The sequence below is a fragment of the Paenibacillus chitinolyticus NBRC 15660 genome, assembly GCF_000739915.1.
GTDB lineage: Bacteria > Bacillota > Bacilli > Paenibacillales > NBRC-103111 > Paenibacillus_F > Paenibacillus_F chitinolyticus.
Genome location: NZ_BBJT01000022.1, coordinates 15,896 through 38,853, shown reverse-complemented (window position 1 = coordinate 38,853; position 22,958 = coordinate 15,896). Strand labels below are relative to the sequence as shown.

Annotated in this window: 25 protein-coding genes and 1 other annotated feature; all 25 genes read right to left on the bottom strand. The window is 48.8% G+C overall.

The window, feature by feature from the left end:
- Window positions 1-8: 8 nt before the first annotated feature.
- Window positions 9-341: a 50S ribosomal protein L22 gene (rplV, locus tag PCH01S_RS28075; RefSeq protein WP_016423663.1), complete on the bottom strand. Its 333-nt coding sequence runs from the start codon at window positions 339-341 to the stop codon at window positions 9-11.
- Window positions 342-371: 30 nt separating this feature from the next.
- On the bottom strand, window positions 372-650 hold the full coding sequence (gene rpsS / locus PCH01S_RS28070; RefSeq protein ID WP_042235527.1) for a 30S ribosomal protein S19: 279 nt from the start codon (window positions 648-650) through the stop codon (window positions 372-374).
- 48 nt (window positions 651-698) lie between these two features.
- Entirely contained in the window at window positions 699-1,529 is an 831-nt protein-coding gene (rplB, locus tag PCH01S_RS28065) for a 50S ribosomal protein L2 (RefSeq protein WP_042235524.1), read from the bottom strand.
- 30 nt (window positions 1,530-1,559) lie between these two features.
- Window positions 1,560-1,850 (bottom strand): 50S ribosomal protein L23, encoded by a 291-nt coding sequence (rplW, locus tag PCH01S_RS28060; protein ID WP_042235521.1) that lies wholly within the window; start codon window positions 1,848-1,850, stop codon window positions 1,560-1,562.
- Window positions 1,847-2,473, bottom strand: a complete 627-nt coding sequence (gene rplD, locus PCH01S_RS28055) for a 50S ribosomal protein L4 (RefSeq protein WP_042235518.1) — start codon at window positions 2,471-2,473, stop codon at window positions 1,847-1,849. The genes rplW and rplD overlap by 4 nt, the downstream gene beginning before the upstream one ends.
- 16 nt (window positions 2,474-2,489) lie before the next feature.
- Window positions 2,490-3,113, bottom strand: coding sequence for a 50S ribosomal protein L3 (rplC, locus tag PCH01S_RS28050; protein ID WP_042235516.1), 624 nt, complete (start codon window positions 3,111-3,113; stop codon window positions 2,490-2,492).
- Between the two features lie 45 nt (window positions 3,114-3,158).
- Entirely contained in the window at window positions 3,159-3,467 is a 309-nt protein-coding gene (gene rpsJ, locus PCH01S_RS28045) for a 30S ribosomal protein S10 (protein ID WP_009676797.1), read from the bottom strand.
- 431 nt (window positions 3,468-3,898) lie between these two features.
- The gene (gene tuf, locus PCH01S_RS28040; RefSeq protein WP_042235513.1) at window positions 3,899-5,089 is read right to left on the bottom strand and encodes an elongation factor Tu; all 1,191 of its coding nucleotides are present in this window, start codon (window positions 5,087-5,089) and stop codon (window positions 3,899-3,901) included.
- A gap of 45 nt (window positions 5,090-5,134) precedes the next feature.
- Complete coding sequence (fusA, locus tag PCH01S_RS28035; RefSeq protein WP_042235509.1) at window positions 5,135-7,210, bottom strand: elongation factor G; 2,076 nt, start codon at window positions 7,208-7,210, stop codon at window positions 5,135-5,137.
- Window positions 7,211-7,245: 35 nt separating this feature from the next.
- On the bottom strand, window positions 7,246-7,716 hold the full coding sequence (rpsG, locus tag PCH01S_RS28030; RefSeq protein WP_042235507.1) for a 30S ribosomal protein S7: 471 nt from the start codon (window positions 7,714-7,716) through the stop codon (window positions 7,246-7,248).
- A 42-nt stretch (window positions 7,717-7,758) separates the two neighbouring features.
- Window positions 7,759-8,178 (bottom strand): 30S ribosomal protein S12, encoded by a 420-nt coding sequence (gene rpsL, locus PCH01S_RS28025; RefSeq protein ID WP_042235505.1) that lies wholly within the window; start codon window positions 8,176-8,178, stop codon window positions 7,759-7,761.
- 158 nt (window positions 8,179-8,336) lie between these two features.
- On the bottom strand, window positions 8,337-8,588 hold the full coding sequence (locus tag PCH01S_RS28020) for a ribosomal L7Ae/L30e/S12e/Gadd45 family protein (RefSeq protein ID WP_009674511.1): 252 nt from the start codon (window positions 8,586-8,588) through the stop codon (window positions 8,337-8,339).
- A gap of 158 nt (window positions 8,589-8,746) precedes the next feature.
- The gene (rpoC, locus tag PCH01S_RS28015; RefSeq protein ID WP_042235503.1) at window positions 8,747-12,367 is read right to left on the bottom strand and encodes a DNA-directed RNA polymerase subunit beta'; all 3,621 of its coding nucleotides are present in this window, start codon (window positions 12,365-12,367) and stop codon (window positions 8,747-8,749) included.
- A gap of 78 nt (window positions 12,368-12,445) precedes the next feature.
- Window positions 12,446-15,982, bottom strand: a complete 3,537-nt coding sequence (rpoB, locus tag PCH01S_RS28010) for a DNA-directed RNA polymerase subunit beta (protein WP_042235501.1) — start codon at window positions 15,980-15,982, stop codon at window positions 12,446-12,448.
- 419 nt (window positions 15,983-16,401) lie between these two features.
- Window positions 16,402-17,001, bottom strand: a complete 600-nt coding sequence (locus PCH01S_RS28005) for a class I SAM-dependent methyltransferase (RefSeq protein ID WP_042235499.1) — start codon at window positions 16,999-17,001, stop codon at window positions 16,402-16,404.
- 150 nt (window positions 17,002-17,151) lie between these two features.
- The gene (gene rplL / locus PCH01S_RS28000; RefSeq protein WP_009674515.1) at window positions 17,152-17,517 is read right to left on the bottom strand and encodes a 50S ribosomal protein L7/L12; all 366 of its coding nucleotides are present in this window, start codon (window positions 17,515-17,517) and stop codon (window positions 17,152-17,154) included.
- 45 nt (window positions 17,518-17,562) lie between these two features.
- Window positions 17,563-18,072, bottom strand: a complete 510-nt coding sequence (gene rplJ, locus PCH01S_RS27995; protein WP_042235497.1) for a 50S ribosomal protein L10 — start codon at window positions 18,070-18,072, stop codon at window positions 17,563-17,565.
- Between the two features lie 62 nt (window positions 18,073-18,134).
- Window positions 18,135-18,284 (bottom strand) — a sequence feature (ribosomal protein L10 leader region).
- 59 nt (window positions 18,285-18,343) lie between these two features.
- Entirely contained in the window at window positions 18,344-19,036 is a 693-nt protein-coding gene (gene rplA / locus PCH01S_RS27990; protein ID WP_009674490.1) for a 50S ribosomal protein L1, read from the bottom strand.
- Window positions 19,037-19,113: 77 nt separating this feature from the next.
- Window positions 19,114-19,539 (bottom strand): 50S ribosomal protein L11, encoded by a 426-nt coding sequence (gene rplK, locus PCH01S_RS27985; protein ID WP_009674499.1) that lies wholly within the window; start codon window positions 19,537-19,539, stop codon window positions 19,114-19,116.
- 179 nt (window positions 19,540-19,718) lie between these two features.
- Window positions 19,719-20,252: a transcription termination/antitermination protein NusG gene (nusG, locus tag PCH01S_RS27980; protein ID WP_009674510.1), complete on the bottom strand. Its 534-nt coding sequence runs from the start codon at window positions 20,250-20,252 to the stop codon at window positions 19,719-19,721.
- A gap of 22 nt (window positions 20,253-20,274) precedes the next feature.
- A complete protein-coding gene (gene secE, locus PCH01S_RS27975; protein ID WP_009674493.1) occupies window positions 20,275-20,487 on the bottom strand; it encodes a preprotein translocase subunit SecE in 213 nt (70 codons plus the stop codon).
- Window positions 20,488-20,505: 18 nt separating this feature from the next.
- Window positions 20,506-20,655 carry a 50S ribosomal protein L33 gene (rpmG, locus tag PCH01S_RS30040; RefSeq protein WP_082211310.1) on the bottom strand — a complete coding sequence of 50 codons (150 nt, stop codon included), beginning with the start codon at window positions 20,653-20,655 and terminating at the stop codon, window positions 20,506-20,508.
- A 255-nt stretch (window positions 20,656-20,910) separates the two neighbouring features.
- Entirely contained in the window at window positions 20,911-21,555 is a 645-nt protein-coding gene (sigH, locus tag PCH01S_RS27970; RefSeq protein ID WP_042235494.1) for an RNA polymerase sporulation sigma factor SigH, read from the bottom strand.
- A gap of 129 nt (window positions 21,556-21,684) precedes the next feature.
- On the bottom strand, window positions 21,685-22,197 hold the full coding sequence (locus PCH01S_RS27965) for an NYN domain-containing protein (protein ID WP_042235490.1): 513 nt from the start codon (window positions 22,195-22,197) through the stop codon (window positions 21,685-21,687).
- Window positions 22,198-22,203: 6 nt separating this feature from the next.
- On the bottom strand, window positions 22,204-22,941 hold the full coding sequence (gene rlmB, locus PCH01S_RS27960; protein ID WP_042235487.1) for a 23S rRNA (guanosine(2251)-2'-O)-methyltransferase RlmB: 738 nt from the start codon (window positions 22,939-22,941) through the stop codon (window positions 22,204-22,206).
- Window positions 22,942-22,958 lie beyond the last annotated feature (17 nt).

Sequence of the window (22,958 nt, the reverse complement as noted above, 5' to 3'; positions counted from 1 at the left end):
ATCCCTCCTTATTTCTCAGATACCACAACAGTGATGTGGCTGGTACGTTTATTGATACGGCTTGCACGACCCATCGCACGAGGGCGGAATCTTTTCATGATTGGACCGTGGTTCACATAAACTTCACTAATAACAAGTTTGTTAGGATCCATCGAATAGTTGTGCTCAGCGTTGGCAATTGCGGAGTTCAGCACCTTCTCCACGATCGGAGAAGCTGACTTTGGAGTATGGCGAAGGATTGCAACCGCATCGCCTACTTGTTTGCCGCGAATCAAGTCAATTACCAGCTGCACTTTGCGAGGAGCGATCCGAACGAATTTAGCAGCAGCTTTAGCTTGCATAGTAGTACCTCCTCTCAGTAAAAATAACGATTAGCGTTTGCCTGTTTTCTTGTCGTCATCGTGACCTTTGTACGTACGAGTTGGTGCAAACTCACCGAGTTTGTGTCCGACCATATCTTCCGTTACGTATACAGGCACGTGTTTTCTTCCGTCATACACCGCGATTGTGTGGCCCACGAATTGCGGGAAAATCGTGGAACGACGAGACCAAGTTTTAACTACCGTTTTCTTGCTCGACTCATTCAGTTCTTCGACCTTTTTCATCAGGTGTCCGTCGATAAAAGGACCTTTTTTCAAGCTGCGACCCATTGAAGCCCCTCCCTTCTCTGAACCATAAGATATTCAGATGTGTATAAATTACTTCGTGCGACGACGTACAATGTACTTGTCAGAAGCCTTGCCTTTTTTACGAGTTTTATAACCGAGTGTCGGTTTGCCCCATGGGGACAACGGAGACTTACGTCCGATTGGAGCGCGGCCTTCACCACCACCGTGTGGGTGATCGTTCGGGTTCATTACTACCCCGCGGACTTCTGGTCTCTTACCGAGCCAACGATTACGTCCCGCTTTACCGATTTTCACAAGTTCGTGATCTTCGTTACCTACAGAACCGATTGTCGCGCGGCAGCCTTTAAGCACTTTGCGAACTTCGCCCGAGGAAAGACGAATTGTCACGTACACATCTTCTTTACCGAGAAGTTGAGCTTCCGTACCGGCAGCACGAACCAACTGTCCGCCTTTGCCTGGCTTCAACTCAATGTTGTGGATAACTGTACCGACCGGAATGTTTTCCAGAGCCAGCGCGTTACCTACTTTAATGTCGGAACCCAATCCGGATTGGATTTGATCGTCGACTTTCAGACCTTTAGGAGCGATGATGTATCTCTTCTCCCCGTCTGCATAGTGGATCAGAGCAATGTTAGCGGAACGGTTTGGATCGTATTCGATTGTAGCAACGCGACCCGGAATGCCGTCCTTATTGCGTTTGAAGTCGATGATGCGGTATTTACGCTTGTGTCCGCCACCGTGGTGACGAGTAGTGATTTTACCTTGGTTGTTACGACCAGCTTGTTTGCTCAGAGGAGCAAGCAGGGATTTCTCCGGTGTGGATGTCGTGATTTCTTCGAAAGAAGATACCGACATGGCACGTCTTGCTGGAGAGGTCGGTTTATACTTTTTAATTGGCACCTGTGTTACCTCCTTACTTTAGAGATATTGTTATACCGTTTCAAAGAACTCCAGCTCTTTGCTGTCTGCGCTAAGTGTCACGATGGCTTTCTTCCATTCGGAAGTGTAACCGGAGTGACGTCCTTGACGTTTCGGCTTCGCTGGCATTCTGAGTGTGTTTACGCTTGATACTTTTACTTTGAAAATTTGCTCGATCGCTTGCTTAATTTCCGTTTTGTTAGCGCGGATTTCAACTTCGAACACATATTTCTTGTCAGCCATCATTTCCGTAGAACGTTCCGTGATGACCGGGCGCTTGATAAGATCGCGTGGGTTCTTCATTGCGCAAGCACCTCCTCTACCTTCTGAACCGCATCCTTCGTAATGATCAATTTGTCATGAACCATTACGTCGAGTACGTTGATTCCATCAGCAACAACGAATTTAACTCCCGGAATGTTACGAGCGGAGAGTGCAACACTATCTTCGTAAGAAGCAGCAACCACGAGAGCTTTGCGCTCAACGTTGAGGTTTTTCAAAATAGCTACGAATTCTTTCGTCTTCGGAGCATTCATTTGAAGTTGATCCAGAACGATAATGTCGTTATCGATTACCTTCGAGGACAGAGCCGACTTGATCGCAAGACGACGAACCTTCTTAGGCAGTTTGTAACCATAGCTGCGAGGAGTCGGTCCGAATACGACACCGCCACCCTTCCATTGTGGAGCACGGATACTACCTTGACGAGCACGGCCAGTACCTTTTTGCTTCCACGGCTTACGTCCGCCGCCGCGTACTTCAGAACGTCCTTTAACCTTGTGAGTTCCTTGACGAACGGATGCTTGCTGGAGCAAAACAGCTTCATGCAGAGCGTGTACGTGAGGTTCGATACCGAACACTACATCAGACAGTTCTACTTCACCGACTTGTGTGCCGGATACATTATAAAGAGCTACTTTTGGCATCAGTCTTCCTCCTTTCTTACTTTTTCACCGCGGATTTCACGCTTACGTAGCTGTTTCTAGGACCAGGAATGGAACCTTTAACAAGGATTACGTTGCGTTCCGCATCAACTTTAATTACTTGCAGGTTTTGCAGGGTTACGGTTTCGCTACCCATATGTCCTGGCAATTTCTTGCCTTTCATTACACGGTTAGCTGCGATGGAACCCATCGAACCCGGTCCACGATGATATCGGGAGCCGTGAGACATTGGACCCGTATGCTGATTGTGTCTTTTGATAACGCCTTGGAATCCTTTACCCTTGGAAGTTCCAGATACGTCAACAAATTCACCCTCGCTGAACAGAGCAGCATTCAGCTCTTGGCCAACTTCGTACTCACCCAGTGCCACTCCACGAAATTCTTTAACGTAGCGCTTAGGAGCAGTGTTCGCCTTCTTGGCATGACCAATTTCAGGCTTAGTTGCATTTTTTTCTTTCTTGTCCGCGAAACCGATTTGGATCGATTCGTATCCGTCGTTATCCACATCTTTCTTCTGCAGAACCACGCAAGGTCCAGCTTGGATAACAGTGACAGGTACTACGTTTCCTTCCGGTGTAAACACTTGAGTCATTCCAAGTTTTTTACCTAAGATACCTTTCATCGTTGACACCTCTTTTCCTTTTCGTTTCTTCTATATATAGAAGCTTTACAGTTTAATTTCAATATCTACGCCGGACGGTAAGTCCAGTCTCATCAAAGCATCCACAGTTTGTGGTGTAGGATTCACGATATCGATCAGACGCTTGTGTGTACGCTGCTCGAATTGCTCACGAGAATCTTTGTATTTGTGTACCGCACGAAGAATCGTGATAATTTGCTTCTCAGTTGGAAGCGGAATCGGACCGGAAACACTTGCTCCGGAACGCTTGGCAGTCTCAACGATTTTCTCAGCCGATTGATCGATCACTCTGTGATCATAAGCTTTCAAACGGATACGAATTTTTTGCTTTGCCATATAAGTCCCTCCTTCTATCGCCCAATTTAGTATCGGACATACTCCGTGAAAATCTCCTGACAACCACTCCCATGGCAAAGGGGCCGGGTGTGCCAGCAACCTCTCACATCATCGCAACGTCACAGACCAACGCTCACTATTATATCGAATCCCAAAGATAAATGCAACATTTTTATACGACAAATATCTAGAAACGAAAAAGTTTCCGGAAATGTCGCTTTTATGTGCATAATCGTTCGTTTCTCTTTATAGATAGCGATGCTTGTTTTGTCTTTGACACCCGATGTGTCTGGCCGAACTTTATTGGGAGATTAATAAGCTTTCATGTAAAAAGGCCCCACCACCAAGGGCAGGGCCTTCGTCTTACTTCGTTACAGTACAGGGGTCTCGTTACAGTACGTGTTGCTTATGAAGATCGTCGTTAGACGATATTATTTGCTGATTGTTGCTACTGCGCCGGCACCAACAGTACGGCCGCCTTCACGGATCGCGAACTTAGTACCTTGCTCGATAGCGATTGGGTTGATCAGTTCTACCGTTACAGTGATGTTATCACCAGGCATAACCATTTCAGTTCCTTCTGGCAGGGCGATGATACCCGTTACGTCAGTTGTACGGAAGTAGAACTGAGGACGGTAACCTGTGAAGAAAGGCTTGTGACGGCCACCTTCTTCTTTAGTCAGAACGTAGATTTGTGCAGAGAAGTTAGTGTGCGGGTTAACGGAACCTGGTTTCGAAAGAACTTGTCCGCGCTCGATGTCTTTACGGTCTACACCACGAAGCAGTGCGCCGATGTTGTCACCAGCTTGAGCGGAATCAAGAAGTTTACGGAACATTTCCACGCCTGTAACTACGCATTTGCGAGTTTCTTCAGCGATACCAACGATTTCAACTTCGTCTTGTACTTTAACAGTACCACGCTCTACACGGCCTGTAGCAACTGTACCACGACCTGTGATGGAGAATACGTCCTCGACAGGCATAAGGAAAGGCTTGTCAGTTTCGCGTTCTGGAGTTGGGATGTAAGTATCAACTTGCTCGAAGAGCTCAATGATTTTGTCAGCCCATTCGCCATCTGGGTTTTGCAGAGCTTCACGAGCGGAACCACGAATGATCGGGGTGTCGTCGCCTGGGAACTCATACTCGGAAAGAAGATCACGGATCTCCATTTCAACCAGTTCAAGAAGCTCTTCGTCTTCAACCATGTCGCATTTGTTCATGAATACGACGATGTAAGGAACGCCTACTTGACGGGAAAGAAGGATGTGTTCGCGAGTTTGCGGCATAGGGCCGTCAGCTGCGGATACAACCAGGATCGCTCCGTCCATTTGAGCCGCGCCAGTGATCATGTTTTTAACATAGTCGGCGTGACCTGGGCAGTCTACGTGAGCGTAGTGACGGTTAGGAGTCTCGTACTCAACGTGTGCTGTGGAGATAGTGATACCACGCTCGCGCTCTTCTGGAGCTTTGTCGATTTGGTCGAATGCTACTGCAGATCCACCATATCTTTTGGACAGTACGTTAGTGATCGCAGCTGTCAGAGTTGTTTTACCGTGGTCGACGTGACCAATAGTACCGATATTAACGTGCGGTTTATTACGTTCGAATTTAGCCTTTGCCATGTTAAACAATTCCTCCTCGGGATAAAGTTTAAGCTTTATTTTATATTAAGCGCCTTTGTTTTTTGCAATGATTTCTTCTGCAATAGTTCTAGGCACTTCTTCATAATGCGAGATTTCCATGGAGTAAACACCGCGACCTTGCGTTCTGGAACGAAGTGTCGTGGAGTAACCGAACATTTCGGAGAGAGGCACCTTAGCACGAATGATTTGCGCACCCGAACGGTTATCCATACCCTCAATGCGTCCGCGGCGGGAGTTCAGGTCGCCCATTACGTCGCCCATATACTCTTCCGGAACCGTTACTTCTACTTTCATGATCGGCTCAAGCAGGGCCGGGCTACATTTGTCCTTAGCTGCTTTAAGAGCCATGGAACCAGCGATTTTAAACGCCATCTCATTGGAGTCAACATCATGGTAAGAACCGTCAACGACAGTTGCTTTGATGTCCACAACAGGGAAACCTGCGATTACGCCGTTCTTCATGGATTCTTCGATACCAGCTTGGATCGGAGCGATGTATTCTCTAGGAATAGCACCACCGACGATTTTGCTTTCGAATACGAAGCCGCTGCCCGGTTCAAGCGGTTGGAACTCAACCCAACAATGTCCGTATTGACCACGGCCACCGGATTGACGAACGAACTTACCTTCAACCTTGGCACCAGACTTGAACGTTTCGCGATAAGCAACCTGCGGTTTACCTACGTTAGTGTCCACTTTGAATTCGCGACGCATACGGTCAACGATGATTTCCAAGTGAAGCTCACCCATACCCGCGAGAATCGTTTGACCGGTTTCCTCGTTGGTACTAGCGCGCAATGTAGGATCTTCCTCGGTAAGCTTGGAAAGCGCAACGCCCATTTTGTCTTGGTCGGCTTTCGTTTTAGGCTCAACTGCGATTTCGATAACCGGATCAGGGAAGTTCATAGACTCCAAGATAACCGCGTTTTTCTCGTCGCAGAGAGTGTCGCCTGTGCCAGTATCTTTCAAACCTACAGCTGCCGCGATATCCCCTGCGTAAACTTCGGAGATTTCTTGACGGCTGTTCGCGTGCATTTGAAGAATACGGCCAACGCGCTCACGCTTGCCTTTGGTAGCATTCAGAACATAGGAGCCGGACTGCAGAACGCCGGAGTACACACGGAAGAACGTGAGTTTACCAACGTAAGGGTCGGTCATGATTTTGAATGCAAGCGCAGCAAAAGGTTCGCTATCGGAAGATTTGCGAATCGTTTCGGTACCATCTTCAAGAACACCTTGAATGTCCGGTACGTCAACTGGAGCCGGCAAATAATCGATAACAGCGTCCAGCATAGGCTGAACCCCTTTGTTACGGTAAGAAGAACCACAGATAACCGGGAAGATTTGAACGGATACTACGCCTTTGCGGAGAGCCGCTTTCAGTTCAGCAACCGTAATTTCCTCGCCTTCCAGGTATTTCATCGTGAGTTCTTCGTCAAGCTCGGCAACTTTCTCAACAAGCTCCATACGAAGTTCAGCGACTTTGTCTTTGTACTCCGCAGGAATCTCGATGTCTTCTACTTCTTTACCAAGGTCATCCTTGTAAAGAATAGCTTTTTCTTCGACGATGTCGATGATGCCGACAAAGTCGTTCTCAGCACCGATAGGAAGCTGAATAGCTACCGCATTGGCACCCAACTTGTCACGCATCGAATCAACTACTCCCAAGAAGTCAGCGCCGATGATGTCCATTTTGTTCACGTAAGCAATACGAGGAACGCTGTATTTGTCAGCCTGTCTCCAAACGGTTTCAGACTGAGGCTCTACGCCTTCCTTGGCACTGAATACGCCAACAGCTCCATCCAATACACGCAGGGAACGTTCAACCTCTACTGTGAAGTCAACGTGTCCCGGGGTATCAATGATATTGATGCGGTGATTCTTCCATGCAGCAGTGGTAGCGGCGGAAGTAATCGTAATTCCGCGCTCCTGTTCCTGCTCCATCCAGTCCATCGTAGCTGCACCTTCGTGCACCTCACCGATTTTATGGGTACGGCCTGTGTAGTACAGGATCCGTTCGGTTGTAGTCGTTTTACCCGCATCAATATGCGCCATGATCCCGATATTACGCGTATCTTTTAAGGAGAACTCTCTTGCCATGGTTTTGTCTCCTTCCTAATTCGAGGATCTGAATCCTACCAACGGTAGTGAGCAAACGCTTTGTTCGCTTCCGCCATCTTGTGTATATCTTCACGTTTCTTAACGGAAGAACCCGTGTTGTTGCTAGCGTCGATGATTTCGAAAGCCAGTCTCTCTTCCATGGTTTTCTCACCACGAAGACGAGAGTAGTTTACGAGCCAACGCAGACCAAGAGTCGTACGACGCTCAGGTTTAACTTCGATCGGAACTTGGTAGTTAGCACCGCCGACACGGCGAGATTTAACTTCCAGCACCGGCATGATGTTCTTGATGGCTTGTTCGAAAACTTCCATCGGCTCCTTACCGGTACGCTCTTGCACGAGTTCAAATGCGTTGTATAGAATCGATTGTGCTACCCCTCTTTTACCGTCGATCATGATGCGGTTAATCAAGCGAGTAACCAATTTGCTGTTGTAAATCGGATCTGGCAATACGTCTCTGCGTGTTACTGGACCTTTACGAGGCATAGTGATCCCCCTTTCCCCAAAAAATAAATGCTTGAAAAAATATTACTTCTTAACTTTAGGACGCTTCGTACCGTATTTGGAACGAGCTTGCATACGGTTGTTAACACCGGACGTATCCAGTGCACCGCGAACGATGTGGTAACGTACCCCCGGAAGGTCTTTAACCCTTCCGCCGCGAATCAGAACAACACTGTGCTCTTGCAGGTTGTGTCCGATACCCGGAATGTATGCAGTAACCTCTACACGGTTCGTCAAACGCACACGTGCGTATTTACGAAGTGCGGAGTTCGGTTTCTTAGGAGTCATTGTACCTACACGAGTACAAACACCACGTTTTTGTGGAGCGCTGATCTCCGTGGACTCTCTTTTCAGGGCGTTAAAACCTCTTTGGAGAGCTGGGGATTTCGATTTAACGACTTTAGCTTGACGTCCTTTACGAACTAGCTGGTTAATTGTTGGCATGCCGCCACCTCCTCTCTAGCATTTCTTACTTCCTTTATTGCAAGCCCACAGATCCAGGCGAGTCGTAAAAAAGCAAAGGAAAGTTTTTGTTTTTAGACTCAGCAAAAATAAGCTGGTTATTCTCACATGAAATCTAGAAACAAAAACACTCGACCTTACTATTTATCGACGATCGCAGCCACAGCGGCTCCCACTTCAATTCCACATGCTTTTCCAAGCAGCTTCATAGAATCTACGTAAGTAACCTCTACTCCTGACTTGCTGCAGAGATTAACAATCTTAGTAGTCAATCGCGGATCTGCATCTTTGGCAACAATAACTTCTAATGCCTGACCAAGCTCGACGCTTTTCGTTGCTTGCTTTGTGCCGACACTTAATTTCGAAGCCTGTTTCACTTTGTCATATGTCATAATCCCATATCCTCCAAAGAACAGGAAAGAATATTAATTTAGGCACACTACGATATCTTAGCACCTCGACGAGGTAGTGTCAAGAATATTACCCGTCTCTTTTGATTTTTTTTATAAACTCTCGGGAGACGGGCATTTTATTGCCGAATCAGCTCCGTTTATTCAACGGATACCGCTTCTTTTTCTGTGTTTTCTTCTTCAGACGGTTCCTGGTTCGGATCTACGACCCGAATGTTCCGGTAGCGGGTCATCCCCGTACCTGCAGGAATCAGCTTACCGATGATAACATTCTCTTTGAGGCCGAGCAACTGATCGACTTTGCCTTTAATCGCGGCATCCGTCAATACGCGAGTCGTCTCCTGGAACGATGCAGCGGAGAGGAAGGAATCCGTCTCCAGTGATGCTTTCGTAATCCCGAGAAGGATTGGCTTGGCTACTGCAGGCTCTTTATCCGCAAACAAGGCTACTCTGTTCGCTTCTTCATATTCATGCATGTCTACGAAGGAACCTGGCAGAAGCGTGGTGTCACCGGCGTCAACGATACGAATTTTGCGAAGCATTTGACGAATCATAACTTCGACGTGCTTATCGTTAATTTCTACACCCTGGTTCCGATAAACGCGTTGAACCTCTTGCAGGATGTAGTTTTGAACGCCGCGGATACCTTTGATACGAAGCATTTCCTTCGGATCGATCGAACCTTCGGTCAGCTCATCCCCGGCTTCGATCGTCTGCCCGACAACCGCTCTTACACGGGAACCGTATGGTACCGCGTATACACGGGACTCGGCTTCGCCCTGAACTTCAATCTCACGGCGATCCTTGGCTTCGCGGATCTCTTTAACAAGTCCGTCGACTTCGGAGATAATCGCTTGACCTTTCGGATTCCGGGCTTCGAAAAGCTCCTGAATACGCGGAAGACCTTGCGTGATATCGTCTCCTGCTACGCCCCCGGTATGGAACGTACGCATGGTAAGCTGGGTTCCCGGCTCACCGATGGATTGAGCCGCGATAATACCGACTGCTTCCCCGATTTCAACGTGCTGGCCAGTCGCCAAGTTACGTCCGTAACACTTCTTGCAGACCCCGTGACGGGACCGGCAGCTGAGGACGGAACGAATCTGAAGACGTTCAATATTCGCATCAATGATCGCATTTGCAATGTTGGCTTCAATTAGCTCATTGCGGTTCACGATAACTTCGCCCGTCTCCGGGTGACGAATGGTTTCAAACGCATAGCGGCCTTCAATACGGTCAAACAGGTCTTCGATAACCTCTTTGCCGTCTTGAATTTTGCTGACGATAAATCCTTTATCCGTTCCGCAATCGTCTTCACGGACGATAACGTCTTGGGCTACGTCAACGAGACGTCGAGTCAGGTAACCGGAATCCGCTGTACGAAGGGCCGTATCGGCAAGACCTTTACGGGCACCGTGCGTGGAAATAAAGTATTCCAAGACGGTAAGGCCTTCACGGAAGTTCGATTTAATCGGCAACTCGATGATTTTACCGGACGGGTTGGCCATCAGACCACGCATACCGCCCAGCTGGGTGATTTGCGATTTGTTACCCCGTGCTTTGGACTCAACCATCATGTTGATGGAGTTGTATTTGTCGAGGGATCTCATCAGGATATCCGTGATTTCATCCTTCGTTTTGCTCCAGATCGCGATAACACGGTCATAACGCTCGTCGTCGGTAATAAGACCGCGGCGGTATTGGTTCGTTACCGTGCGTACTTTCTCTTCGGAATCTTCAAGGATCTTCTTCTTCTCGTTAGGTACCACGACATCCGCCACGGCAACCGTAATACCGGCTTTAGTGGAGTATGTGAAGCCGAGTTCTTTGATCTTGTCGAGAATGACCGAAGTTCTGGTCGTATGGTAATTACGGAAGCACTCGGCAATAATCGAACCGAGGTAGTCTTTACCGACCGCTTTCGCTTCAGGCAGCTCTTCCATTCTCGCACGGATGTTGGAGCCTTTTTCAAACACGAAATAGTCATCGGACGGGCCGTTAAGCAGATTCGCTTTAGTCGCATCGTTGATGTACGGGAAGTCATCCGGGAAAATTTCGTTAAAGATAATTTTACCGATGGTCGTAATCAGATAAGCGTTCTGTTGGGCTTCCGTAAAGTTCTTCTTATTCAAAACCTTAGCAGGGATAGCTACGCGGGCATGAAGCTCGGCAGTCCCGTTCTGATAAGCGGAAACGGCTTCGTTAACGGAACGGAAGATCAAGTTCGCACCACGGCCGTGCTTGTTGTCCGTAGTCAGATAGAAGCTTCCCAGAACCATATCCTGCGATGGAGTTACAACCGGCTTGCCGTCTTTCGGGTTAAGAATGTTGCCTGCCGCAAGCATGAGAAGGCGTGCTTCAGCCTGCGCTTCAGCGGAAAGCGGCACGTGAACGGCCATTTGGTCACCGTCGAAGTCGGCATTATAGGCCGTACATACGAGCGGATGCAGCTTGATGGCGCGTCCTTCGACCAGAATCGGTTCGAACGCCTGGATGCCCAATCTATGCAGTGTGGGGGCACGGTTCAGAAGAACCGGGTGCTCCTTAATGACTTCTTCAAGGACATCCCAAACTTCGGGGCTAACGCGTTCTACTTTGCGTTTCGCGCTTTTGATGTTATGGGCAAGACCTTTGTTTACGAGCTCTTTCATAACGAAAGGTTTGAAAAGTTCCAATGCCATCTCTTTAGGCAGACCGCACTGGTACATTTTGAGGCTAGGACCTACAACGATAACGGAACGGCCGGAGTAGTCGACACGTTTACCGAGCAAGTTCTGGCGGAAACGGCCCTGCTTACCTTTCAGCATGTGGCTGAGAGATTTAAGCGGACGGTTACCGGGACCCGTTACCGGACGGCCGCGGCGGCCGTTATCGATCAGAGCGTCAACGGCTTCTTGAAGCATACGCTTCTCGTTCTGAACGATGATATCGGGAGCGCCCAGGTCGAGAAGACGCTTCAGACGGTTGTTACGGTTAATAACGCGACGATACAGATCATTAAGGTCGGAAGTCGCAAAACGTCCGCCGTCCAACTGAACCATCGGGCGAAGTTCCGGAGGAATAACCGGCAGCACATCAAGAACCATCCAGTCCGGACGGTTTTTCGAATTACGGAAAGCTTCCATAACTTCCAGACGCTTGATCGCCCGGTTGCGACGTTGGCCTTGAGCGGTTTTGAGTTCTTCTTTTAAGGATTCCACATCTTTGTCGATGTCGATATCCTGCAGAAGTTTCTTAACTGCCTCGGCGCCCATACCCGCTTGGAAAGCATAACCGTATTTCTCGCGGTAGCTGCGGTATTCTTTTTCGGAAAGAAGCTGCTTCTTCTCAAGAGGCGTGTCTCCAGGGTCCGTTACTACATAGGATGCAAAGTAGATAATCTCTTCAAGGGAACGAGGAGACATATCCAAAGCAAGACCCATGCGGCTAGGAATACCTTTGAAATACCAGATGTGGGATACGGGAGCGGCAAGCTCAATGTGTCCCATACGTTCGCGGCGAACTTTCTGACGTGTTACTTCAACGCCGCAACGGTCACAAACGACCCCTTTGTAACGCACACGCTTGTATTTACCGCAGTGACACTCCCAGTCTTTCGTCGGTCCGAAAATCTTCTCGCAGAACAAACCTTCTTTCTCCGGTTTCAAGGTTCTGTAGTTGATGGTTTCCGGTTTTTTAACTTCCCCACGGGACCACGAACGGATCTTCTCAGGTGAGGCCAATCCAATTTTCATAAATTCGAAGTTGTTTACGTCCAACAAGGAGCAACCCTCCTTAGAATGTGCTAGTTATGGGAAGGAGGCGGACTGCTATGTCCGCCTTTCCTCTATCAGTTGCAGCTATTCGACTCCAATTTCTGCCCCTTCAAGGTTCAGATTAAGCTTGTCACTGGTCGTATCTTCCTCATCATCGAGTTCTTTCATCTCGATTTCCTCTTCGTCGCCGGACAGGATTTTAACATCCATTCCCAAGCTTTGAAGCTCCTTGATCAATACTTTAAACGACTCCGGAACACCCGGCTCCGGCACGTTCTCGCCTTTGACGATGGATTCGTACGTTTTAACACGACCAACCACGTCATCGGACTTCACGGTCAGGATTTCCTGCAGCGTGTAAGCCGCGCCGTAGGCCTCTAGGGCCCACACTTCCATCTCCCCGAAACGCTGTCCGCCGAACTGAGCTTTACCGCCCAGAGGCTGCTGTGTAACGAGAGAGTACGGACCTGTGGAACGGGCATGGATTTTATCATCGACCATGTGCGCCAGTTTAATCATGTACATGACGCCAACGGTAACTTCGCGTTCAAAAGCGTCGCCTGTGCGGCCGTCATAAAGCTTGGTTTTACCGTTGCGCTGCATGCCGGCTTCTTCCATCGTATCGAACACGTCGTACTCGCGCGCTCCGTCGAATACCGGCGTGGCCACGTGGATACCGAGCGCTCTGGACGCCATACCCAAGTGAACTTCCAGTACTTGACCGATGTTCATACGCGAAGGTACGCCCAGCGGGTTCAGCACGACTTCTACAGGCGTTCCGTCCGGCATGAACGGCATATCTTCCTCAGGGAGGATACGCGCGATAACCCCTTTGTTACCGTGACGTCCGGCCATTTTATCACCCTCGGAGATTTTACGCTTCTGGGCAATGTAGACACGAACGAGCTGGTTAACGCCCGGAGGCAGTTCGTCGCCGTTCTCGCGTGTAAATACCTTCACGTCTACGACGATACCGTCGGTTCCGTGAGGAACACGCAAGGAGGTGTCTCTCACTTCACGCGCCTTCTCACCGAAGATCGCGTGCAGGAGACGCTCCTCTGCCGTCAGTTCCGTTACGCCTTTCGGCGTTACTTTACCGACGAGAATGTCGCCCGCGCCGATTTCGGCACCGACGCGGATAATTCCGCGCTCGTCGAGGTTCTTCAGAGCATCTTCGCCGACATTCGGAATGTCGCGAGTAATCTCTTCCGGACCGAGCTTCGTATCCCGGGCTTCGGACTCGTATTCCTCGATGTGAATGGATGTGTACACATCTTCTTTTACAAGTCGTTCGCTCAGAAGGATCGCATCCTCATAGTTGTAACCTTCCCACGTCATGAAGGCAACGACTACGTTACGGCCCAGAGCCAGTTCGCCCTGTTCCGTCGAAGGACCGTCGGCAAGGATGTCGCCGGCTTTAACAAGCTGGCCCTTTTGAACGATCGGACGCTGGTTGATACACGTACCTTGGTTGGAACGCATAAATTTGTGAAGCTTATGCTTGATGAGATTGCCGTTGACCAATTTACCGTCCACCAGTTCCTGGCGGCGCAGCCAAATTTCATTGCCGGCAACTTTTTCGATAATTCCGTCATGTTTGGCAACAATACAAACACCAGAGTCTTTAGCGGACTTATGTTCCATTCCCGTACCGACGAGCGGTGCCTTAGGAATAAGAAGCGGAACGGCTTGACGCTGCATGTTGGATCCCATGAGGGCACGGTTGGAGTCATCGTTTTCCAAAAACGGAATCAACGCCGTCGCAACCGATACGACCTGCTTAGGAGATACGTCCATGTAGTCGACGCGCTCTTTAGGCAGGGTCAAGATATCATCTTTATAACGAACGATAACACTGTCATTAACGAATGTTCCTTCTTCCGTAAGTTCAGCATTCGCTTGAGCAACGACGTAGTTATCCTCTTCATCCGCTGTCATATACACGATTTCTTCCGTGACCACACCGGTCTTCGGATCTACGTGGCGGTAAGGAGCCTCGATAAAGCCGTACTCGTTGATCCGCGCGAAGGTGGACAAGGAGTTGATCAATCCGATGTTCGGACCCTCCGGCGTTTCAATCGGACACATCCGGCCATAGTGAGAGTGATGGACGTCACGGACTTCAAAGCCCGCGCGTTCACGCGTCAAACCACCGGGACCCAATGCGGACAGACGACGTTTGTGCGTCAGTTCAGCCAACGGATTCGTCTGGTCCATAAACTGCGATAGTTGGGAGCTTCCGAAGAACTCTTTAATCGCGGCAATCACCGGACGTATGTTGATCAGAGCCTGTGGTGTAATAACGTTCGCATCCTGAATGGACATACGCTCGCGAACGACACGTTCCATACGGGACAAACCGATACGGAACTGGTTCTGAAGCAGTTCGCCAACCGAACGAAGACGACGGTTACCGAGATGATCGATATCATCCGTGTTTCCGATTCCGTGCAGAAGGTTTATAAAGTAGTTAATGGACGAAATGATATCGGCCGGTGTAATGTTCTTAACGGACTTGTCAATGACAGCGTTAGAAATTACTTTAACTACTTTCCCGTCTTCGAGCGGGGAGTATACATCAATGGTTTGAACCGGAATGATCTCTTCTCCGGCAACTCCGTTAGGAACGGAGTAATCCTTAAACCCGATCTTCTTCTCCAGGAACGGCAGCACTTCATCGAGCAGACGACGGTCAAGCAGTTGACCGGCTTCGGCCACGATTTCGCCCGTTTCCGGATCCGCAAGAGTTTCGGCAAGACGCTGGTTGAACAAACGGTTCTTGATATGAAGCTTCTTGTTGATTTTGTACCGGCCCACGTTGGCGAGGTCATAACGCTTCGGATCGAAGAAACGCGCTACAAGCAAGCTTCTTGCGTTATCCAAGGTCGGCGGCTCGCCCGGACGAAGACGCTCGTAAATTTCAATCAGCGCTTTATCCGTTGAATCGGTGTTGTCTTTGTCGAGTGTGTTGCGTATATATTCATTGTCGCCAAGAAGATCAAGAATCTCGGCATCGGTTCCGAATCCAAGTGCGCGCAGAAGAACGGTAACCGGAATTTTACGTGTGCGGTCGATTCTCACATAAATGATATCTTTCGCGTCCGTCTCTAATTCCAGCCAGGCTCCCCGGTTAGGAATAACCGTAGCCGTGTAAGTCTTTTTACCGTTCTTATCCACTTTAGTGCTATAATAGACGCTAGGAGAACGAACGAGCTGGGAGACAATTACACGTTCAGCACCGTTAATAATAAAGGTTCCGGTTTCGGTCATGATCGGGAAATCGCCCATGAACACTTCCTGTTCCTTTACTTCTCCGGTTTCCTTATTGATCAGACGTACCTTCACCCGAAGCGGTGCAGCGTAGGTTACGTCCCGCTCTTTGGATTCGTCCACGGAATACTTAGGCTCTCCTAAGCTGTAGTCAATAAACTCAAGCACTAGATTCCCCGTAAAATCCTGAATCGGTGAGATATCTAAAAACATCTCCCGCAATCCTTCATCCAAAAACCATTCGTATGATTTTTGCTGAATTTCAATCAGGTTGGGGATGTCCAGCACCTCATTAATTCGAGCATAAGTCCTGCGTTTGCGTCGTCCAAATTGAACAAGATGTCCCGCCAACTTCATTCACCCCTTAAGTCTACTCAGTTCATAAAAATAAATAAGAAAAACTTCTATCGACGTACACTTCAGGCGGCGCCGTCTTGTATGTTGGCACCCCCTTAAGGAAGGGCGTCTAAGCCGGGCGCACACTAAGGTTGGACATCTCCGATCTTGTCAGAGAGCCCGTCCGAAGAAGCGACTGCAATGGATGGAGGTTTTTCTTGTTGATCCGCATCGTTATGACTAGTACTACTATTTTGTTAGAATTTCCTAAAATTTCAACATTATACTCAACGTTTGAAATTTTATTCATTTCTCTCCAAAAAAAATGCTTGACATTTTCTTTAACGAAAGACATCAAGCCCATCTTAATACTGACATTTTTTAATGATACCATATCAGGATTGTCAAGTCAAACTTTTTTCTCAAACACTTGACTATTTCTTAAAGGCCCGTAATATACGGTAGCCTTTGTCTTTTGTAACTTCTTCAGCCTCTCCGAAAAGCTCTTCCATCTTAGCTAACGCCGACGGCGACCCTTGTTTCTTCTGGATAACCACCCATAAAGCGCCTCCGGGATTCAGGCATTCGTAAGCCTCTTCAAAAATGGCATGCACGGTTTGTTTACCTGCCCGTATTGGTGGATTTGTCAGTACGACGTCAAACTTTTCCGTCTTTACTGCTTCCAGCTTATCGCTTTGAAGAACCGAAACATTCCGGATCCCGTTGCGTTCCGCGTTTTGCCGCGACAGCTCCACAGCCCGTTCGTTGATATCTACCATCGTCACATGACCGGACGGATATTTAAAAGCCGCACTCAGTCCGATCGGTCCATATCCGCAGCCCACATCCAGAACACGAGCCTTAGCCGGCAGCACCATAGTTTCAATTAGCAGACGGCTGCCAAAATCAACCTCGTTTTTGGAAAAAACGCCGGCGTCCGTCATCAACCGGAGCTTGCGATCCCCCACTTGAAACTCTATTTCCCGCACATCGTGTTTCACTGTCGGTTTTTGCGTGTAGTAGTGATCCGTCATCGCCTACGCTCCTTTGTATTCAAGTCGCTATTCCTATCCTAGAATACCCGGAATTATGGAGCTCTACATAAACTGCATGCAAAAAGCTCTATAAATTCAAAAGAAACCTCTTGAAGCCAGGCTTCAAGAGGTTTCTCGTGTAAAGCAAAATTATTTCACTTCGATGGAAGCGCCAGCTTCTTCGAGTTTTGCTTTTACTGCTTCTGCTTCTTCTTTGCCTACTTTTTCTTTGATAGGCTTCGGTGCGTTGTCAACCAGGTCTTTTGCTTCTTTCAGACCAAGACCAGTGATTTCGCGAACGACTTTGATAACGTTGATTTTGGAAGCACCAGCGTTGTTCAGGATTACGTCGAACTCGGATTGCTCAGCAGCTTCAGCACCGCCAGCAGCGCCGCCCATTACTGCAACTGGAGCTGCAGCAGTGACGCCAAATTCTTCTTCAATTGCTTTAACCAGATCGTTCAGTTCAAGAACTGTCATGCCTTTAATGGCTTCCAAGATTTGCTCGTTACTCATGGTTAAACCTCCATTATATTCATTCGAATTATTTTTGGGTAAAAATTAAGCTTCCGCTCCGCTTTCTTGCTTTTCAGCCACAGCTTTAACCGCAAGAGCGAAGTTGCGTACAGGTGCTTGAAGCACGCTGAGGAGCATGGAGAGAAGACCTTCGCGGGAAGGCAGATCTGCCAGTGCTTTGATTTGAGTTACATCCACAACTTTACCTTCAACAACGCCCGCTTTAATGCTCAGGCTTTCGTTTTTCTTAGCAAAGTTGTTAAGGATTTTCGCTGCAGCGACAACGTCGTCTTTGCTGAACGCGATAGCAGTCGGACCTGTCAGATGTGCATCCAGTTCCGTCAGCTCAGCGTTAGCAGTTGCACGTCTTACCATCGAGTTCTTAAGAACTTGGAATTCTACGCCTGCTTCACGTAGTTGCTTACGAAGTTCCGTTACTTGCGCAACGTTAAGACCACGATAGTCGGTTACGATTGTGCAGGAGCTTGCACGTAGTTTTTCCGACAAGTCGGATACGATCTGCTCTTTTTCTGCTAAAATCTTTGCGTTTGCCATTGGTACACCTCACTTCTTGTCAATCTGGTTTTCACCGAATCTATTACAAGCATTTCCGCCGCCTAAGCATAAGAAATGCCTTCGTAGACTCTACGAAGGCATGACACTTCCGGTATAACCCGAACTTATATCATAACACCTCGGCAGGACATTAAGCTGTTTGGGATGTTCCCATCGGCACCTGCTGTCTACGGTCTATATATTCGTTTGTTAAACTAACGACCTCAGTTATATTATCACGTTCGACATAAGATGTCAACCGTAGAATAACTTATCTGAAGGATTGAAGGTTCACGCGAACGCTCGGGCCCATTGTGGAGGAAATTGCAACGCTTTTAAGGTATACACCTTTAGCAGCGGCAGGTTTCGCTCTGAGCAGTGCGTCGATCAGCGCTTTGAAGTTCTCGGAGAGCTTGTCAGCGTCGAAAGATACTTTGCCGAGTGGAGCATGAATTTGTCCTGCTTTATCCAGGCGGTATTCGATTTTACCAGCTTTGATCTCTTGAACAGCTTTGGTAACGTCGAAAGTTACGGTACCTGCTTTAGGGTTAGGCATAAGGCCTTTACCACCGAGCAGACGTCCGAGCTTACCAACTTCACTCATCATGTCAGGAGTAGCTACGCAAACATCGAATTCGAACCAACCTTGCTGGATTTTGTTGATCATATCCTGATCGCCTACAAAATCAGCGCCAGCTGCTTCTGCTTCTTTAGCTTTGTCGCCTTTCGCGAATACGAGGACGCGCTTAGTTTTACCAGTACCGTGCGGAAGTACAACTACGCCGCGGACAGCCTGGTCCTGTTTTCTTGGGTCAACGCCAAGACGAACAGCAATATCAACTGTTTCATCAAATTTCGCCGGAGCTGTTTTCTTAACAAGCTCAATCGCTTCAGCCGGCTCATAAAGTGCATCGGCAGTAACCTGCTTAGCCACTTCGTTATATTTCTTACCGTGTTTAGCCATTTGTATTCCTCCTCTGTGGTCGTAACGGATTGCCCTCCCACTGTTTTGCGGCTTCCGGGGGAAGCCTACGAATCGAATTAGTCTTCGATCGTGATGCCCATGCTGCGAGCAGTACCTTCAACCATAAGCATTGCAGCCTCTACGGTTGCAGCGTTAAGGTCAGGCATTTTCGTTTCAGCGATTTCGCGAACTTTCGCACGCTTAACCGTTGCAACTTTCTTCTTGTTCGGTTCGCCGGAACCTTTTTCGACACCAGCTGCGATACGAAGAAGTACGGCTGCCGGAGGCGTTTTCGTTTCGAATGTGAACGAACGGTCCTCGAATACAGTGATAACAACCGGAATGATCAGACCCGCTTGATCAGCAGTCTTAGCATTGAACTCCTTACAGAAAGCCATGATGTTCACGCCAGCTTGACCCAAAGCAGGACCGATTGGCGGAGCAGGATTCGCTTTCCCTGCAGGAACCTGCAGTTTCACCATTTTAATTACCTTTTTTGCCATGTGTGATGACACCTCCTTGCACGTAGTGTGGTTCGACGGGATCATTTCCCTCCCACCAGCAAAAGCCCATCCGCGAAAGAAACAGATCTGGCTAAGCTTTTCTTAAGGAACCAGCCAGAATCAGCAACCTGATTCCGCAAGAGAAACTTCCTCAATAGAGGGATTTGAATCGACGCAGTCTACAGTTTCTCCACTTGATGGAACTCAAGCTCCAGCGGAGTCTCTCGACCAAACATGTTGACATGAACCTTGAGCTTGCTCTTGTCTGCAATAATTTCTTCGACAGTGCCGACGAAATTCGCAAAAGGACCAACCTTCACGCGAACCGTTTCCTTCAGATCGAAGTCGATCTTCGGTTTCGGTTCTTCCATTCCCATATGCTTCAGAATAGATTCGACTTCTTCCGGAAGCAGCGGAGTCGGTTTAGAGCCGGAACCCGTCGAGCCTACAAAGCCGGTTACGCCGGGAGTGTTGCGAACAACATACCAGGAATCGTCGGTTTGAATCATCTCTACGAGCACGTATCCGGGGTAAACTTTACGCATGACGGTTTTCTTCTTGCCGTCTTTGTTTACCAGCTCTTCCTCCATGGGTACGAGTACGCGGAAGATCTTGTCCGCCATATCCATAGATTCAACGCGCTTCTCCAAATTGGCTTTGACTTTGTTCTCGTAACCTGAATAGGTATGAACGACATACCATCTTTTTTCCATATTTGCCACCTAGTTCCTGAATTTATTTGAAGACAAGCCGCAGCAACTCAGAGATCCCCAGGTCGAGCAAGAAAAAATAGACAGTCACGAAAGCCACCGTCACAAGGGTAACGGTCGTATAGCTGATCATTTCCTTGCGTGTTGGCCACTTGACCTTCTTCAGTTCGCTCCAGCTTTCACCAAAAAACGAGAACGAGGAGCCGAAACCCTGCTTCATTTTAGCTAAGAAAGCCACGCACTACACCTCCACAGACTATCTGGTTTCGCGATGAGCGGTATGTTCATTGCAATATTTGCAGAATTTCTTGAACTCCATACGGTCTGGATGGTTACGCTTGTTCTTGTTGGAAGTATAGTTCCGTTGCTTGCAGTTCGTGCAAGCTAGCGTCATAACAACTCGCATGTGTTACACCTCCCGTATCAGGATATACCCTTTTTTGCGCACAAAAAAAAAGCGATAGGGCTACCTGCAATACTTTAACATAACCGGTATGGGGTGTCAAGGATAACATCCTGCCCCGCGCACAGCAAAAAACCCTTTCTCGACCCGGGTTCTCTTCTCATTATCGACCAGCCGACATTCCCTTAAACGTACGTTAATTCCTTTATCATCCGGCGACAAAAATAAAAACACCCATTCACCGAAAGGGTGCCTCATCTATAAATCCCGTACTTCCAAGTAACGTTCCAACTTGCGTTTGACCCGCTGCAGCGCGTTGTCGATCGACTTCACGTGGCGGTCCAGATCTACCGCAATTTCCTGATAAGATCTGCCATCCAAATAGAGCATAAGCACACGGCGTTCCAGATCGCTCAGAATCTCGCCCATCTTGTCTTCGAGTCCGCTGAATTCTTCCTGATTGATAATCAGTTCTTCAGGGTCCGTAACCTTAGAGCCGCAAATAACGTCCAGCAGCGTACGGTCCGAATCCTCGTCGTAGATAGGCTTGTCCAGCGAAACGTAAGAGTTAAGCGGGATATGCTTCTGGCGGGTCGCCGTTTTAATAGCCGTTATGATCTGCCGCGTAATGCACAACTCTGCAAACGCTTTGAATGACGATAGCTTGTCTCCACGGAAATCACGAATCGATTTATATAAACCGATCATGCCTTCTTGCACGATATCTTCGCGGTCAGCACCGATGAGAAAATACGAACGGGCTTTAGCGCGTACAAAATTGCGATACTTGTTAATCAGATACTCCAGCGCGTCGCTGTTGCCGCAATGGACAGCGTCGACGATATCTTCGTCAGTCTTGAGATCGTAATCAGTCATTTTAAGCTCTTTGAGGTCGACACTCACCAACAATCCCTCCGGCCTGCAAAACTACCAAGTTTGCTAAAAAGGATAGGATAAGTATACATTATGTAATCTTACATCGTCAATGCAAACGGACATTCTTTTTCCAGACTTTTTCAGAAGTGTCTGATGTTACTTCCCCCGTCTCCATCTCTCGAAGATCTCCCTCATTTCCTCATTCAGCTTGCTGTCAAAGGTGTTTCGGCCGCTCTCGGCCTCTTCCCGGATACGTTTGCGGACCTCCGTGCGGCTCTGTTTAATTTTGACGAAAAGTTCGGAAGCCGGGAGACGGAGCGCCCCTTTGCCGAAAATCACATGCTGCTCGGTCATATCGGAGGTCGCCACGTAAATCTGGCGGCGCCGGCCGGTCAGCTCGGTAACGAGACGCTCGATCAGTTCGTCGGCCGTTTCCTTCTCTTTCGTATACAGAACGCTGAGTCTGCTCTGCACGTATGTTTTGCCCAGTCCCGGGACCTGGTACGCGTCAAAAACCAGATAAACCTTCACGCCGGAAAAAGACTGGTATTCCGCCAATATGGTGATGAGCCTGTCCCTCGCCTCTTCCAAACTGCGGTCGCGCAGCTGCTTCAGTTCGGGCCAGGCCCCGATAATATTGTAGCCGTCCACAATCAGGAATTCTTTCATACGAGGCTATCCCGTAGTACGTTGTCTGACTACCTCGTACATCAGTACTCCCGCGGCTACGGATGCATTGAGCGAATTCACGCGTCCATGCATCGGCAGCTTCACGAGAAAATCGCACGATTCTTTGATCAGGCGACCGACTCCTCGGCCTTCGTTGCCGATGACCAGAGCCAGCGGCATTTTAAAATTGCTGCGGTATACGTCGTCGGCCGCAGTCACGTCCGTGCCCGCTACCCAGACACCGCGTTCTTTCAGATCGCCGATAGTCTGGGAAATATTCGTCACGCGGGCTACGGGCACATACTCCACCGCTCCCGCGGATGTCTTCGAGACGGTTGCGGTCAAGCCGACGGAGCGCCGCTTAGGGATGATGACGCCGTGCACGCCGGTGCAGTCCGCTGTACGGAGAATGGATCCGAGATTATGCGGATCTTCGATTTCGTCGAGGATCAGAATGAACGGATCCTCTCCTTTGCGCTCGGCGCGCGCCAGGATGTCATCCACACTGGCGTAATCGTATGCCGCCACCTGGGCAACGACGCCTTGGTGCTGCAAATCCGGAGCAAGCTGATCGAGCTTGCGCTTGTCGGCTGTCTGCACGATGACGCCAAGCTTCTTGGCTTCCGCGGCAACGGGCTGGGCCAGCTGCTTCTGGGCGGACTCGCTCAGCCATATTTTGTGAATGGTGCGGCCGGAGCGCAGCGCTTCGAGCACCGAGTGTTTACCGCCGATGTATTCTTCCATGGTCGTGCCTCCTATAA

What these genes read in the sequence shown, in the direction of transcription:
- rplJ (WP_042235497.1), bottom strand. Translation starts at nt 18,072, where the DNA reads ATGGCAAACGCAAAGATTTTAGCAGAAAAAGAGCAGATCGTATCCGAC.
- rplD (WP_042235518.1), bottom strand. Translation starts at nt 2,473, where the DNA reads ATGCCAAAAGTAGCTCTTTATAATGTATCCGGCACACAAGTCGGTGAA.
- fusA (WP_042235509.1), bottom strand. Translation starts at nt 7,210, where the DNA reads ATGGCAAGAGAGTTCTCCTTAAAAGATACGCGTAATATCGGGATCATG.
- PCH01S_RS27965 (WP_042235490.1), bottom strand. Translation starts at nt 22,197, where the DNA reads ATGAAAGAATTCCTGATTGTGGACGGCTACAATATTATCGGGGCCTGG.
- rplC (WP_042235516.1), bottom strand. Translation starts at nt 3,113, where the DNA reads ATGAAAGGTATCTTAGGTAAAAAACTTGGAATGACTCAAGTGTTTACA.
- rpmG (WP_082211310.1), bottom strand. Translation starts at nt 20,655, where the DNA reads ATGCGAGTTGTTATGACGCTAGCTTGCACGAACTGCAAGCAACGGAAC.
- rpsL (WP_042235505.1), bottom strand. Translation starts at nt 8,178, where the DNA reads ATGCCAACAATTAACCAGCTAGTTCGTAAAGGACGTCAAGCTAAAGTC.
- tuf (WP_042235513.1), bottom strand. Translation starts at nt 5,089, where the DNA reads ATGGCAAAGGCTAAATTCGAACGTAATAAACCGCACGTTAATATCGGT.
- rpsG (WP_042235507.1), bottom strand. Translation starts at nt 7,716, where the DNA reads ATGCCTCGTAAAGGTCCAGTAACACGCAGAGACGTATTGCCAGATCCG.
- rplW (WP_042235521.1), bottom strand. Translation starts at nt 1,850, where the DNA reads ATGAAGAACCCACGCGATCTTATCAAGCGCCCGGTCATCACGGAACGT.
- rlmB (WP_042235487.1), bottom strand. Translation starts at nt 22,941, where the DNA reads ATGGAAGAATACATCGGCGGTAAACACTCGGTGCTCGAAGCGCTGCGC.
- nusG (WP_009674510.1), bottom strand. Translation starts at nt 20,252, where the DNA reads ATGGAAAAAAGATGGTATGTCGTTCATACCTATTCAGGTTACGAGAAC.
- rplA (WP_009674490.1), bottom strand. Translation starts at nt 19,036, where the DNA reads ATGGCTAAACACGGTAAGAAATATAACGAAGTGGCTAAGCAGGTTACT.
- PCH01S_RS28005 (WP_042235499.1), bottom strand. Translation starts at nt 17,001, where the DNA reads ATGACGGATCACTACTACACGCAAAAACCGACAGTGAAACACGATGTG.
- rplV (WP_016423663.1), bottom strand. Translation starts at nt 341, where the DNA reads ATGCAAGCTAAAGCTGCTGCTAAATTCGTTCGGATCGCTCCTCGCAAA.
- rplK (WP_009674499.1), bottom strand. Translation starts at nt 19,539, where the DNA reads ATGGCAAAAAAGGTAATTAAAATGGTGAAACTGCAGGTTCCTGCAGGG.
- rpsJ (WP_009676797.1), bottom strand. Translation starts at nt 3,467, where the DNA reads ATGGCAAAGCAAAAAATTCGTATCCGTTTGAAAGCTTATGATCACAGA.
- PCH01S_RS28020 (WP_009674511.1), bottom strand. Translation starts at nt 8,588, where the DNA reads ATGACATATGACAAAGTGAAACAGGCTTCGAAATTAAGTGTCGGCACA.
- rpsS (WP_042235527.1), bottom strand. Translation starts at nt 650, where the DNA reads ATGGGTCGCAGCTTGAAAAAAGGTCCTTTTATCGACGGACACCTGATG.
- rplL (WP_009674515.1), bottom strand. Translation starts at nt 17,517, where the DNA reads ATGAGTAACGAGCAAATCTTGGAAGCCATTAAAGGCATGACAGTTCTT.